The 13,242-nt window shown below is 62.0% G+C and carries 15 protein-coding genes; 4 read left to right on the top strand and 11 right to left on the bottom strand.

From position 1 onward, the window contains the following. Positions 1–47 precede the first annotated feature (47 nt). Together ctaD and coxB are read right to left on the bottom strand one after the other, a co-directional pair. Complete coding sequence (gene ctaD / locus AB8A27_RS27745) at positions 48–1,673, bottom strand: cytochrome c oxidase subunit I (RefSeq protein ID WP_092140165.1); 1,626 nt, start codon at positions 1,671–1,673, stop codon at positions 48–50. A gap of 103 nt (positions 1,674–1,776) precedes the next feature. Next, a complete protein-coding gene (gene coxB / locus AB8A27_RS27740; RefSeq protein ID WP_320446422.1) occupies positions 1,777–2,622 on the bottom strand; it encodes a cytochrome c oxidase subunit II in 846 nt (281 codons plus the stop codon). Between the two features lie 483 nt (positions 2,623–3,105). On the opposite strand from coxB, the gene AB8A27_RS27735 reads away from it, so the two are divergent. Continuing rightward, positions 3,106–3,666 carry an invasion associated locus B family protein gene (locus AB8A27_RS27735; RefSeq protein WP_441244650.1) on the top strand — a complete coding sequence of 187 codons (561 nt, stop codon included), beginning with the start codon at positions 3,106–3,108 and terminating at the stop codon, positions 3,664–3,666. A gap of 17 nt (positions 3,667–3,683) precedes the next feature. On the opposite strand, the gene AB8A27_RS27730 is transcribed toward AB8A27_RS27735, so the two are convergent. From AB8A27_RS27730 to AB8A27_RS27720, 3 genes are all read right to left on the bottom strand, one after another. Continuing rightward, positions 3,684–4,316: a TlpA family protein disulfide reductase gene (locus AB8A27_RS27730; RefSeq protein ID WP_441244649.1), complete on the bottom strand. Its 633-nt coding sequence runs from the start codon at positions 4,314–4,316 to the stop codon at positions 3,684–3,686. A gap of 46 nt (positions 4,317–4,362) precedes the next feature. Next, complete coding sequence (locus tag AB8A27_RS27725) at positions 4,363–4,875, bottom strand: DsrE family protein (protein ID WP_441244648.1); 513 nt, start codon at positions 4,873–4,875, stop codon at positions 4,363–4,365. A gap of 91 nt (positions 4,876–4,966) precedes the next feature. Further along, complete coding sequence (locus AB8A27_RS27720) at positions 4,967–5,350, bottom strand: DoxX family protein (protein WP_441244647.1); 384 nt, start codon at positions 5,348–5,350, stop codon at positions 4,967–4,969. A gap of 227 nt (positions 5,351–5,577) precedes the next feature. On the opposite strand from AB8A27_RS27720, the gene AB8A27_RS27715 reads away from it, so the two are divergent. Then, positions 5,578–5,913, top strand: coding sequence for a winged helix-turn-helix transcriptional regulator (locus tag AB8A27_RS27715; RefSeq protein ID WP_441245057.1), 336 nt, complete (start codon positions 5,578–5,580; stop codon positions 5,911–5,913). Positions 5,914–5,930: 17 nt separating this feature from the next. On the opposite strand, the gene AB8A27_RS27710 is transcribed toward AB8A27_RS27715, so the two are convergent. Beyond that, positions 5,931–7,115 carry a PepSY-associated TM helix domain-containing protein gene (locus AB8A27_RS27710; RefSeq protein WP_441244646.1) on the bottom strand — a complete coding sequence of 395 codons (1,185 nt, stop codon included), beginning with the start codon at positions 7,113–7,115 and terminating at the stop codon, positions 5,931–5,933. Positions 7,116–7,490: 375 nt separating this feature from the next. Between AB8A27_RS27710 and tldD the strand changes: the two genes are divergently transcribed. Together tldD and lepB are read left to right on the top strand one after the other, a co-directional pair. Further along, positions 7,491–8,918, top strand: a complete 1,428-nt coding sequence (tldD, locus tag AB8A27_RS27705; RefSeq protein WP_441244645.1) for a metalloprotease TldD — start codon at positions 7,491–7,493, stop codon at positions 8,916–8,918. Next, positions 8,915–9,691, top strand: a complete 777-nt coding sequence (gene lepB / locus AB8A27_RS27700) for a signal peptidase I (RefSeq protein WP_441244644.1) — start codon at positions 8,915–8,917, stop codon at positions 9,689–9,691. The genes tldD and lepB overlap by 4 nt, the downstream gene beginning before the upstream one ends. Before the next feature lie 16 nt (positions 9,692–9,707). Here lepB and AB8A27_RS27695 read toward each other — a convergent pair whose 3' ends face one another. The 5 genes from AB8A27_RS27695 to AB8A27_RS27675 all read right to left on the bottom strand — a co-directional run bounded on the left by AB8A27_RS27695 (position 9,708) and on the right by AB8A27_RS27675 (position 13,229). Continuing rightward, positions 9,708–10,199 carry a DUF6644 family protein gene (locus tag AB8A27_RS27695; protein ID WP_441244643.1) on the bottom strand — a complete coding sequence of 164 codons (492 nt, stop codon included), beginning with the start codon at positions 10,197–10,199 and terminating at the stop codon, positions 9,708–9,710. Positions 10,200–10,209: 10 nt separating this feature from the next. Beyond that, entirely contained in the window at positions 10,210–10,569 is a 360-nt protein-coding gene (locus AB8A27_RS27690) for a DUF6152 family protein (RefSeq protein ID WP_441244642.1), read from the bottom strand. A gap of 27 nt (positions 10,570–10,596) precedes the next feature. Continuing rightward, entirely contained in the window at positions 10,597–11,154 is a 558-nt protein-coding gene (locus AB8A27_RS27685) for a PAN domain-containing protein (protein WP_175500294.1), read from the bottom strand. 107 nt (positions 11,155–11,261) lie between these two features. Next, a complete protein-coding gene (locus tag AB8A27_RS27680; RefSeq protein ID WP_441244641.1) occupies positions 11,262–12,632 on the bottom strand; it encodes a glutamate--cysteine ligase in 1,371 nt (456 codons plus the stop codon). A 96-nt stretch (positions 12,633–12,728) separates the two neighbouring features. Then, the gene (locus AB8A27_RS27675; RefSeq protein ID WP_441244640.1) at positions 12,729–13,229 is read right to left on the bottom strand and encodes a MarR family winged helix-turn-helix transcriptional regulator; all 501 of its coding nucleotides are present in this window, start codon (positions 13,227–13,229) and stop codon (positions 12,729–12,731) included. Positions 13,230–13,242: the final 13 nt, after the last annotated feature.

Genomic DNA, 13,242 nt, shown 5'->3' with positions numbered 1-13,242 from the left:
GCGGAGGCATTCACTGGCGCGGCGCCCGAAGGCGCCACGGATAGTTGTCACTTGATGCGCGGCAGCACTTCGAACTGGTGGAAGGGCGGTGGCGACGTCAGCGTCCATTCCAGCGTGGTCGCACCGGCACCCCACGGATTGTTCGCGGCCTTTTCCTTGCGGACGAAGGCTTCGATCACGCCGTAAATGAAGATCAGCACGGCAAAACCGGAAATGTAGGAGCCGATCGACGACACCAGGTTCCAGCCGGCGAAGGCATCCGGATAGTCGACATAGCGGCGCGGCATGCCCGACAGACCGAGGAAATGCTGCGGGAAGAACACCAGGTTCACGCCGACGAAGGTGAACCAGAAATGCGCCTTGGCGATGGTTTCCGAATACATGTAGCCGAACATCTTCGGGAACCAGTAGTACCAGCCGGCGAAGATGGCGAACACGGCGCCGAGCGACAGCACGTAGTGGAAGTGCGCGACGACGTAATAGGTGTCCTGCAGAACGCGGTCGACGCCGGCATTGGCGAGCACCACGCCCGTGACGCCGCCGAGGGTGAACAGGAAGATGAAGCCCACAGCCCAGACCATCGGCGCCTTGAACTCGATGGAGCCGCCCCACATCGTGGCGATCCAGGAGAAGATCTTCACGCCGGTCGGCACCGCGATCACCATGGTGGCAGCGACGAAGTAGGCCTGCGTCGCCGACGACATGCCGACGGTGTACATGTGATGCGCCCAGACGACGAAGCCGATGCCGCCGATGGCGACCATCGCATAGGCCATGCCGAGATAACCGAACACGGGCTTCTTCGAGAAGGTCGAGATGATCTGCGAGATCATGCCGAAGCCGGGCAGGATCAGGATGTACACTTCGGGGTGACCGAAGAACCAGAACAGATGCTGGAACAGGATCGGATCACCGCCGCCGTCTGCGGCGAAGAAGGTGGTGCCGAAGTTGCGATCCGTCAGCAGCATGGTGATGGCGCCCGCCAGAACCGGCAGCGACAGCAGCAGCAGGAACACGGTGACCAAAATCGACCACACGAACAGCGGCATCTTGTGCAGGGTCATGCCCGGCGCGCGCATGTTGAAGATCGTGGTGATGAAGTTGATGGCGCCGAGGATCGACGACGCACCGGCGATATGCAGCGCCAGAATCGCGAAGTCGACGGCAGGGCCGGGATGGCCAGATGTCGAGAGCGGCGCATACATGGTCCAGCCGGCGCCAACGCCGTTCGCCCCAGGCTCGCCTTCCACGAAGGTCGAGATGATGAGCAGCGCGAAAGCGGCTGGCAGCAGCCAGAACGACACGTTGTTCATGCGCGGGAAGGCCATGTCCGGTGCGCCGATCATCAGCGGCACCATCCAGTTGCCGAAACCGCCGATCATCGCGGGCATCACCATGAAGAAGATCATGATCAGGCCGTGCGAGGTGACGAAGACGTTATAGGTGTGGCTCTCGTGGAAGATCTGGACGCCGGGATACATCAGCTCGATGCGGATCAGGATCGACATGATGCCGCCGATGACGCCCGCCACAATCGCGAAGATAAGATACATCGTGCCGATGTCCTTATGGTTCGTCGAATAGACGTAGCGCCGCCACCCCGTCGGATGCGCATGCGCATGATCGTCGTGGGCGTGATCGTCGTGAGCCGGTGTTGCCGCGGTCGTTGCCATTTTCAAATCCTGCTTTGTCTTCTTCTGGCAGTCTTTGGACCTTGCGGTCCCCTCGCCCTAATTTCTTACAGTGCGTGCGGAGCCTCGCGGCTCCGCCACCCGCTTACTGCGCCACAGCAGTTCCGGCCGAAGCGTAGGAATTCGCCGGATTGGACGCGAACTTCTTCTTCGCGGTCTCGACCCACGCGGTAAATTCCTGATCGCTGACGACGCGGATCGCGATCGGCATGAACGCGTGATCCTTGCCGCACAGTTCCGAGCACTGGCCGTAGAACATGCCGGTCTTGGTGGCCTTGAACCAGGTCTCGTTCAGACGGCCCGGAACGGCGTCGATCTTGATGCCGAAAGACGGGATCGCAAAGGAGTGGATCACGTCGGACGCCGTGGTCTGCACGCGGACGACCTTGTTCACGGGAACGACGACTTCGTTATCGACGGCCAGCAGACGCGGCTGCTTGTCGGCAGCCATCAGCGAATCGAATTCGAACGGACCGTTATCGGGATAGCTGTAGGTCCAGAACCACTGCTTGCCCGTCGCCTTGATGGTCAGGTCGGCCTTGGGAACATCGAGCTGCAGGAACAGCAGACGGAACGACGGCACCGCAACCGCGACCAGGATAAGCACCGGGATGATGGTCCAGGCGACTTCGATCAGCGTATTGTGGGTGGTCTTGGACGGAACCGGGTTGGCCTTGGCGTTGAACTTCATCACCACGATGACGAGAAGTGCAAGCACGAACAGCGTGATGGCGGTAATCAGCCAGAGCAGAAAATTATGAAACCAGGTGATGTTTTCCATCACCGGCGTGGCGGCTTCCTGCAGCTTGAATTCCCACGGCGCGGGCTGGCCCATCACCTCTGCGAATGCAGCACCGCCAAAAGCGAGCCCGGCCCCAACAACTGCTAACCCCAGCAACCGGCGGCCAATCTGGCCCCTCGACATCCTCATGCCGCTCGCGCTCCCATATTTACTGTCGCATTTCGGCGTGTCGCCGAATTATGCCGCCCGATCCACACCCTAACAATTTGCCAAAACGCCCAACCAATTGGCTTGGTGGCAGTTGTTAGAATGCGTCGAAATCTAGCCTCTCAAACCATAATTCGCGCCTTGTCGCAATGCAGGAGTAGCGCATCCCGTAATGCATTCGGCGGTATTGAACGAAGGTCGCAATTGCTGCATGAAATCAGGCATAAACGGGTGCCCGACGGCTGCACGGTGCTTGACAGCAGAATTGTCCGTTGTAGGCACAGATCAGGCGATCGGCAGGATGCTGATTCGCACCCGCGAGCGTTATCGTGGCTCCGTGGATGCCTTCAAGGCGCCGTCATTGCCGTATCATTCCGTGGTCTGGAAAAATCCTCCGGACAGACAGCGTCAAGCGTGCTGCCCTGGACTACGACCACCATGTCACCGCCTAAGGAACCGACCCGGATGGGGCACTCGAAGTTGCAGCATAAACCGACCCTGAACCGCCCGGCCCGCGGGATCGCAGGCTGGCGCCGACTGGCGCTCGGTTGTCTGGCCCTGGCAGCGATCGCCGCCGTCCCGGCAACTGCCAACGCCCAGGGCGCGGTGCGCTCGGTCCATGGCGACTGGCAGATCCGCTGCGATACCCCGCCTGGCGCCCAGGCCGAGCAATGTGCCCTGATCCAGAGCGTGGTGGCGGAGGACCGTTCCAATGCCGGCCTGACCGTGATCGTGCTGAAGACCGCCGACCAGAAGAGCAAGCTGATGCGCGTGGTGGCGCCGCTCGGCGTGCTGCTGCCGTCCGGCCTCGGCCTCAAGCTCGACAATCAGGATGTCGGCCGTGCCGGCTTCGTGCGCTGCCTGCCCAATGGCTGCGTTGCCGAAGTCGTGATGGACGACAAGCTGCTCGCCCAGCTCCGCACCGCAAAGACTGCCACCTTCATCATCTTCGAAACACCCGAAGAAGGCATCGGCTTCCCGCTCAGCCTCAACGGCATCGGCGAGGGCTACGACAAGCTGCCATAGGCTTGAACCCGGCAGCATTAGCCGGAACCATGCCCTCTGTAATAGTCCAGCAATCGCCGGGCATCTTCAGATGTCCAGTCGGCCTCTCCAGCAAGATACCCCTCGACCTGCCCCGTCGTTCCAATCAGATATGAGATAGGCATCGCGTAGAGGCTGAACGGAGTATCCGGACCAGCAACCTCGCCGGCACGCGCGACCAGTCCACCAGGGTCGATACCGACATCGAGATGTTTCAGCTTCAAGCTGCGCACAAACGAAGCAACATCCGCACGATCAGTGGCAATCGCGATCACCTGCAGGTTTGCGCGCGTCTCGATATCCTGCAGTCGATCAAGGATCGGCAGTTCGATCTTGCACGCCGGACACCATGTCGCCCAGAAATTGACCAGCACGACCTTCCCTGGAAACGCGGTCAGATAGACCGGCTTGCCAGCAAGGCGAGGCACCGCAACAGACGGGATCGGCCGCGCTCCTCGGATAACAGTGAACTGATGCCGGGCGGTACCAAACGGCGGCGGCCCATCGAACCGCGCATCCGCATCACGCCGTCCCCCGGCCGATACGACCGCCGTAGCTAGCGCCCCTGTGAGCAGCGTACGCCGCGAGATCGGCGAGCGCGCATCGGGGCGCCCGCGCTGGTGTGCTGTCACGGTCCAACCTCCAATGGGCATAAAATGGGGTGGTTCAGGGTACCGCTCAGGATCGGATGTAAGACCAACCCGCCTCCTGTAGCTCAATGATCCGTCCAGGGCCGTTCGGGACCATCTGAACATTGTCGATAAACGAAATCGGATGGCCCTCGCTGCGCTCCATGCCGAGCTTGGTCGCTTCGCAGACCACGAAGCGAATGTCAGGGGTGAGACCCTGGACGACCTTCAGCAGTTCCTTGACCGGCGACGTATCCACTCGAAACATGTGAATACCGGCGTTGTAAGCGACGATTTCGATCGAGAAGTCCTGCTTCGTCTCCCGGTAGTATTTCGGCAGATTCAGCGACGTCGAAATCAGTGCTCTCATAACGGTCGGGTCGTCAGTGTTGATCTGCAGAACGAGACGATGTGCCTTGACCGCCGCAGGCTTCGTCTCCGGCGCCCACGGCTTTGAAATGGCGGACCCCATGTCCGTCAAAGCCAGAGTGACGAACAACGGTACGGCAAATGCCAGACCGAACGCCACCGTGGCCAAGGCCTTGCCGCTATAACTCCGCATTGAAATCATCACTTGCACTCGAACACACTGAAACGTTCGGCTTTTTCCAACGGCAATCCGTGGATGGTCGGATGAGAGCGATGAGCGCTCGCTACCTGAGGATCATGCTGCGCTTGGCGTAAGCCACGATGCCGCTCAATGCGAGCAGCACGATCGCTGGAATGGGTGAGCCGCCAATGACAAATACATGCGTAAAAATCGCACCGATCATGATGCAGCACAGGAGAACCGCGCCAAACCCGACCGTTGACGGAATGATGATCAGGGCTGCTCCGAGGATTTCGAGCGTGCCGGTCAGATAGCGGAACCATTGCCCAAGACCGATATGTTCGAACTCCTCGACGAGCATCGGCACGCCGTAAAGCTTGGCAGCACCTGCAGCAGCGAACGCAAGAGCGAGTACCCCTCTGACAGCCCAGAGACTGACGGAGGTCCAGCGCCGCGGCGCTGATGAGGTGACGGAAGACGATGACATGGGCAGCTCCGAAGATGGTCAAAACGGTTTCGGCTGCGCGGATGACTGCAAAGCCTGCTTCAGATCCGCGACGCGCTTTCGAAACACGAACTTCGGCCGTAAGATGAAAAAGACAAGTAGAATGCTTTTTCTGAGATAGTATGAAAAACATGACTAATGGAAAAACAGACGATATCGCGACCCCTGAATGTCAGCAGGACCGGGCGGTAGAAGATTTTCATCGCGCGATGGGGATGATTACCGGCAAATGGAAAGGTGAAATCCTCTGGCAGCTCGTCCAGCGCAAGCACCGGTTTGGAGAACTGCTCCGAGCAATTCCAGGCGTCACTCAGCACATGCTGACGACGCAACTGCGTGACCTCGAGGCCAATGGGCTCGTCAAGCGCACAGCGTTCGCCGAGATACCTCCCAGAGTGGAATATGAAATCACGGAATCGGCGAGGGCGCTCAGGCCGGTCTTCGACGAACTGTTCCGATGGTCGCAGGCGCATTTCTCTGCGATGCAGACCCAATCCGCGACTTCACCCTCCGATGAGAGCGCAGCGCCTCTGACTCACCCCTAATCCGGAAACGGAGCGCCTTACTCGCCGGGCACCAACCCGACCGCATGACGGCGCCCAGGCTTCGATGCCGCGCGCAACTTCCGGCGCGAGAAATACAGGATGAAGCCGGTCACGGTGAATAGCGGCATCAAGGCCGCGGCCAGCAGGAACACGATGCGACCGGGTAGCCCCAGGAACGCACCGGTGTGGATGTGCAGCACCGCGGCCAGAACGCGCTCGCCGAATGTCTTGTCGTTATAGAGCTCCGCCGACACCATGCGGCCAGTCACGCCATCGATGCGGAAGTCGTCACGCGCTTCATCGAATGACGCATCCTTTGCCACCGAGCGGATGCGCACCACAGTGCCCGGCCCGTTCGGCACCTGCATGATCGCCATCGCATAGCGGCTGCCCTGGTCGGCCAGAAATGTCGACCAGACCTTGTCGAGTGACGGTACGGCCGGCGCATCAGCCGCAGGTGCCTTGGCGCCGCCCTTCGCCCCGCGCGGTGCCTGCGCGGTCGCTGCCGGCTTGCTCGACAGAAGCCAGGTGGCGCTGGCCTTGTACCAGTCGAACGACCACCAAAGACCGGTGAGAATGGTCACCAGATAGACCGGCAGCAACCAAGTGCCGACGACGCTGTGCAGCGACCAGTGAAACGGACGCCCGCTCAGTGCCAGCTTCGGCTTCAACCAGGTCTTGATGCTGCGGACACGGCGCGGCCAGCGCAGCACCATCCCGGAGATCAGCAACACGAACAGGCCGAGCACGGAGACGCCGGTAATCAGACGGCCATAGCCATTGCCGTTGCCCGGCAGCAGCAGAAAGCGATGCAGATTGCGCAGCGTCGCGAAGAAGCTCTCCCCCTGCATCGCCGAAACGACACGGCCATCATAGGGATCGACATAGACGGACGAGCGCTCTCCGGTCTCGCTGCGGGCAAAGCGCATCCGCACCGCCACACCCGGTTCGCTCGAAAAGACGATGAGACCAACCTTGCCCGCCCCCGGCACCGCCTGAACCCGCGCCACCAGCGCATCAGGTCCGAGCATCGGCGCCGGCCGTGGATCAACCTTCGCCACATCGCGATTCAGCGCGGCGACGATTTCGTCCTCGAAGCTCAGCATGGCGCCAGTCAGACCGATCACGCCCAGGATTAGCGAGATCGCCAGGCCGATGATGGAATGGACTTGCAGGAAGGCGGATTTGGTTCGTGAGGCCATGAAAAGCGACAGTATCTCGCAGGAAAAGACCGCGTCCCGGCCTTCTGGCGCGTCGACGAACGATGGTTTCCTCATAGCCCGCGAAGGGCTCCGCTGCCATCAATCCCGGCCTCCGGCAATTTGTAATAGTTCAAATCAGAACCGAGGACTGAGCGGACACCTCGATCCGGCGTCTCTTCCCGGTGCCATGACACCATTTGACTGCCGCTGATGGGCTCTCCCTTTTTCCCGCCGCAGCACCTATCTTGGTTTGAATCGCCTGTTTCACCGCAGGTTACGCCATTGTAAGGCGACCCATCCCCGGGTTGTCGCTACAAATTGAAATCGCGGCCCCGCGCCCGGCGCCGGGGCCGCGCCGCTGACATTGGAGCTTGCATGACCAGCCCAGCCACCACCTCCCTGCTCGACCGCGCCAATCTCGACCGTGACGAGGTTCGCCGCGAGTTGCTGCGCGGATTGCAGGGCGCCGACGACGGTGAGCTGTTCCTCGAATACAGCCAGTCAGAGGCGCTCGGTTTCGACAACGGCCGGCTGAAGCAGGCGACCTACGACACCGCGCAGGGTTTTGGCCTCCGCGCCGTCAAGGACGATGCGGTCGGCTATGCGCATTCCTCGGATGTGTCGATCCCGGCGCTGATCCGTGCGGCCGATGCGGTCAATGCGGTCCGTGGCGGCTATGCCGGCACCTTCGCCGCAGCGCCTTCGCACACCAATGTGCGGCTCTATAGTGACGACAATCCGCTGGACGCGCCGGGCTTCGAGGCCAAGGTCAAGCTGCTGGCCGAAATCGACGCCTATGTCCGCGACAAGGACCCCCGCGTCCGCCAGGTCTCCGTCTCTCTCGGCGCGACCTGGCAGGTGGTCGAGATCCTGCGCCCGGACGGCGAGAGCTATCGCGACATCCGTCCGCTGGTGCGCGTGAACATCTCCGTCGTCGCCGGTCAGGGCGATCGGCAGGAGAGTGGTTCCAAGGGTTATGGCGGCCGCGAGGGCTATGCGCGCTTCATCGAGAGCGGTTCGTGGCGCACGGCAGCCGACGGCGCGCTGCGCGAGGCGCTGGTCAATCTCGAATCGATCCCGGCCCCTGCCGGCGAAATGGACGTCGTGCTCGGCCCCGGCTGGCCCGGCGTGATGCTGCATGAAGCCGTCGGCCACGGGCTCGAAGGCGATTTCAATCGCAAGCAGACCTCGGCTTTTGCCGGCCTGATGGGCCAGCAGGTTGCCGCCAAGGGCGTGACGGTCGTCGATGACGGCACGATCTCGTCGCGCCGTGGCTCGCTCTCCATCGACGACGAGGGCACACCGACCAACCGCACCGTGCTGATCGAGGACGGCATCCTTGTTGGCTACATGCAGGACCGCCAGAACGCCCGCCTGATGGGCATGAAGCCGACCGGCAACGGCCGCCGTCAGGGCTACGCCCATGTACCGATGCCGCGCATGACCAACACTTACATGCTGGCTGGCCAGCGCGATCCCGCCGAGATCCTCGCCTCTGTGAAGAACGGCATCTATGCGGTGAACTTTGGCGGCGGCCAGGTCGACATAACCTCCGGCAAATACGTGTTTCAGTGCACCGAGGCCTACAAGATCGAGAACGGCAAGATCGGAGCGCCTTTGAAAGGCGCGATGATGATCGGCAATGGTCCGACCGACCTGCATCGCATCAGCATGATCGGCAACGATCTCGCGCTCGATGACGGCATCGGCACTTGCGGCAAGCATGGCCAGGGCGTGCCGGTCGGCGTCGGCCAGCCGACGCTGCGGATGGATAAGGTGACTATCGGAGGAACGGGCCAGTGAGTACGGATACCGAAACCACATCGGTCGCATCGACGGCAAGGCGCTGGTCCGGTCAGCTGGCGCAGATCGCCGCCATCGTCGGCATCGTATTCGTCGCCAAGGGCGCCCTCGCCGAACCGTTCTATGTGCCGTCCGCCTCGATGGAGCCGACACTGCTGATCGGCGACGCGCTGCTCGCAACCAAGTTTCCCTACGGCTATTCGACAGCTTCGCTACCGATCCATGTCTCGTTTCCCGAAACCGGCCGCGTCTTCGCGACCACGCCAAAGCGCGGCGACGTCGTGGTGTTTCGCTGGCCCGGCGACCGCTCCCAGGTCTGGGTCAAGCGTGTGATCGGCCTGCCTGGCGACCGCGTCGAACTGCGCGGTGGTCAGGTCTGGCTCAATGGCGCCGCGACTTCGGTGAAGGCCGACGGCATCGGTGCCGCGGAAGACGATAGCGGTGGCTCCGAACCGGCGCAGCGTTATGTCGAAACCCTGCCCGGCGGCGTGTCGCATCCGATCTTCAAGCTGCGTGACAATGGCCGCCTCGACAACACACCGGAGGTCACGGTGCCGCCGGACCATCTATTCGTGATGGGCGATAACCGCGACAACTCCGCCGATAGCCGCGTGCCGGTCAGCCAGGGCGGCGTCGGCCTGCTGCCGATGGATAATCTCGTCGGCCGCGTCGATGCCATCGTCGGTTCATGGGATCTCGGCGTGCGCAACCAGCCGGTCACCAACTGGCTGTCTGGCTTCCGCATGGCGCGGTTCTTCACCGGGGTGCATTGAGCACCGCGACAGCAGCTCAGAAGTAAGCAATGGCGCGGCCGCATATGGCGACCGCGAACCAGATGGCCATCGATGCCAGCGCGCCTTGCCGCGCGCCTGCAGGCATCGGTGACAGCGGCGGCAGCGCCGCGATCTTCGGCATGATCATCGCCTCGACCCAGACGACATTAAGCAAGCCCAGCGCGATCAAAGCCGCCTTGATCTGAAACACGCGATTCAGCACGACATGGCTCGCTTCAGCCGTAAAAAGTGTCGCGCCTGTAAGGACGAGGCCGAGAAATCCGGCAATCGCGAACCAGCGCGCCCTGCGCAGCAGCGGACCGGGCGCCGTTGCAGCCAATCCACCCGCGAGCCGGACATCCATCACCGCAATGGCACCGGCGAAGCACATCAGCGCGACGATGTGGCCGATATTGGCGGACATATAGAGCCAGCGCGATTGCCGGATCGCAGCGCCAATGGCGGACGCCTCCATCGCCATGAAGATTGCCGGCGCGCCCTCGGTCATCAGCCGCTCGCTAACGCAGTTCGTAGGTCTTGCCGTCCACGGTGATGCGTTCGGCGCGCATCTCGTCCTTCTCGACGGTGGATGGATAGCCGAAGGCCGAGACCATCTTGCCGACAGCCACGATATCGGCAGATGCCCCACGCGACGTCATGCGGGAGGTCGGTGCAAGAGTGACGGTCCAGGCCTTATCGGCCCCCTTGATCACGATCGTCGCGTGCGGGTTCTCGAATTTGCTGCTTTCGACAGGACCGTTCACGGTGACCGGATTGGCAGCGTCATAGCTGCCCCAGCCGTGATGAGCGACAGCGGCGACCGTCGTGCCAGCAATCAGCAATCCAGCGACTGTCACTACGGGCAGGAGACGCGTCATGGCTCAACTCCCTTCGTTGCTGGAATGCTACCTCACAACGCCCGAGATAAAACCCGGTTTCCGCCGCGGCGGCTTGATGTCGTTCTTCAGGAAGCAGCGCGCATTCTTGCCGGCATAGCCGGGCCGCGCAAAGGTCCAGGCGCGACATTTGTTGTCATCCTTGCAGGCGTCACGGCAGGCGTCGCCGCGCTCGGCCTTGTCGTCATTCTTGATCTCGAACGAACGATAGTCCCCGCCAAAACGATCGGTCGAGGTTTCCACCGGACCCGTGCGGGGCTCGATGACGCCGGCACCACGCACGCCCGAGACGCAGCAATAGCTCTCGATCCGCGGCGGGACCTTGTCCTTCAGCCAACACACTGCATTTTCGGAATTGTCGCTCGGATAGTTGAAGCTCCAGGCGCGGCACTTCTTGTCGCGCTCGCAGATCAGCGCGCATTCGGCGGGATCGCCGGACAACGAGACCGAGCGCGAATAGTCACCGCCAGGACGATCGAAATTGGTTTGCGCCTGGGCAGGTGCAACGGCCGCCAGCAACAGCATGGCAAAGGCTGTCAGACACGCTCTGAACAGGTTCCTCGACATGCAGGATGACTTTCAGCGGTTTGCAACGGCGTAAAGAGGAACGCCATTGGAACGCCGGTCACCTGTACCGCCGATGAACGGATTTTCAGCTTCGCCAAGCCGCTGATCTAGAAGCAGTATTCCTTGTAGGCCGGCGCCACGGAGCCGCCCCAGGCGCCGTGGAACCTGTCGAGCATCTGCTCGGCCGGGGTCTTGCCGGAATCCAGGATCTGATCGAGCGCATCCAGATGATGGGACTCATCACGCCCGTGGGCGTCGAGTTTGCCGCGCCGGCGCAGACCGCCATGGGCGAGCAACAGGCACTCCTTGGCGATCTCGAACAGATAGCGATCCTTGATCTTCGCCTTGAAGCCCAGCTTCGGCACGTCGTCGCGCAGCGCCTGGCGCTCCCCAGCGGTCCAGTGCTTGACGATGTCCCAGGTAGCATCGAGAGCGCCGTTGTCGTAAAGCAGCCCGACCCAGAACGCTGACAGCGCCGGCAAACGATCCGACGGCACGCCATCGGCGCCGCGCATCTCAAGATAGCGCTTCAGGCGGACTTCCGGGAAAATCGTCGAGAGATGATTGGCCCAGTCCGAGAGAGTGGGTCGCTCGCCGGGTATCTTTTCGTTCTTGCCCGCGAAGAAATCGCGGAACGACGAACCGGACACGTCGATGTAAGTGTCGCCGCGCTTGACGAAATACATGGGAACATCGAGCGCGTAATCGACCCAGCGCTCGAAGCCCATGCCGTCTTCGAATGCCCACGGGATCATGCCAGAGCGCGCATTATCCGTGTCGCGCCAGACTTCGGACCGGAACGACAGGAAGCCGTTCGGCTTGCCTTCGGTGAACGGCGAATTGGCGAACAAGGCAGTCGCGATCGGCTGCAGCGCAACGGAAACGCGCAGCTTCTTGACCATGTCGACTTCCGAGGAGAAGTCGAGATTGGTCTGCACCGTGCAGGTCCGGTACATCATGTCCAGACCGTATTGGCCGACCTTGGGCATGTAGTTGGTCATGATCTTGTAGCGGCCCTTGGGCATCACCGGGATCTGCGCACGCGACCAGGACGGCGTGAGACCGAGGCCCAGAAATCCGATGCCGAGCGGCGTCGCCACTTCACGCACCTGCGCCAGATGCGCCATCAATTCGGACTGCGTCTGATGAATTGTCTCGACCGGCGCGCCGGACAATTCGAACTGGCCGCCGGGCTCCAGCGAGATCGCACCGCCGCCTGTGACGTCATAAAGGCCGATGATATTGCCGGCTTCCATGATCGGCTCCCAGCCGAGCAGGTGCTTCATGCCGTCGAGCACCGCGCCGATGCCGCGCGGGCCTTCGTAAGGCACGGGATTGTGACCGACTAGCGTGAACGGCGTCTTCTCGTGTTCGGTGCCGATGCGGAATTCCGATGGCGGCTTCACGCCCGCCGCCAGCCACGCCACGAGTTCGTCGCGCGACTGCAGCGGCGTCATATCGATTTGGTCACGCGCCATGAAAATTCCGAATGAAAGGCGCTGCAATCTGTCGCGCGCGGTGTCGGGAACGCCCGCGGCCCGTACGGGTCGCGAACGCAGGCAAAAATTTAAGGTTCATCGCGCCGGCGCGGCGTCTCTGGCGGCCGGCGATGTCACTGTCTGTGCCGCTTCTTGGCACGCGCAGCCGAGCCGGTCGAGCAGGCCGCACAATTTTGCTGCATCTGCGTCGGACAATTTCGAGCCGACATGTTTCTCGATCGCCGTTGAATAGGCGCAGCCCATCTTCTTGTGCAACTCGCGCCCAGCAGCCGTGATCTCGACGAACAGGCCGCGTTTGTCCATCTTGCATTCGCGGCGCGCGGCCAGGCCCTCATCGACCAAGCGATCGATCAGCCGCGACGTCGAATATTGCGGTATCAGCATCTGCTTTTCGAGCTCGACCGGGCGCATCTCGCCGGTCGGCGAGCGCGACAGCTCGGCCAGCGCGTCGTACCATGCGAGCGGCGGAAAGCCGGCGCGCTTGAGGTCCTGCTCGACGGCATCCAGCACCCTGCTCTGGATTCGCATCAAGCGGATCCAGGCGGCTGTCGCCTCGGTGGAAGGTTTGCGTTTCATGACTCAGTCCAAA

It is taken from the genome of Tardiphaga sp. 768_D3_N2_1, assembly GCF_052076105.1.
Lineage (GTDB): Bacteria > Pseudomonadota > Alphaproteobacteria > Rhizobiales > Xanthobacteraceae > Tardiphaga.
This window is presented reverse-complemented; position numbering and strand designations above follow the sequence as displayed.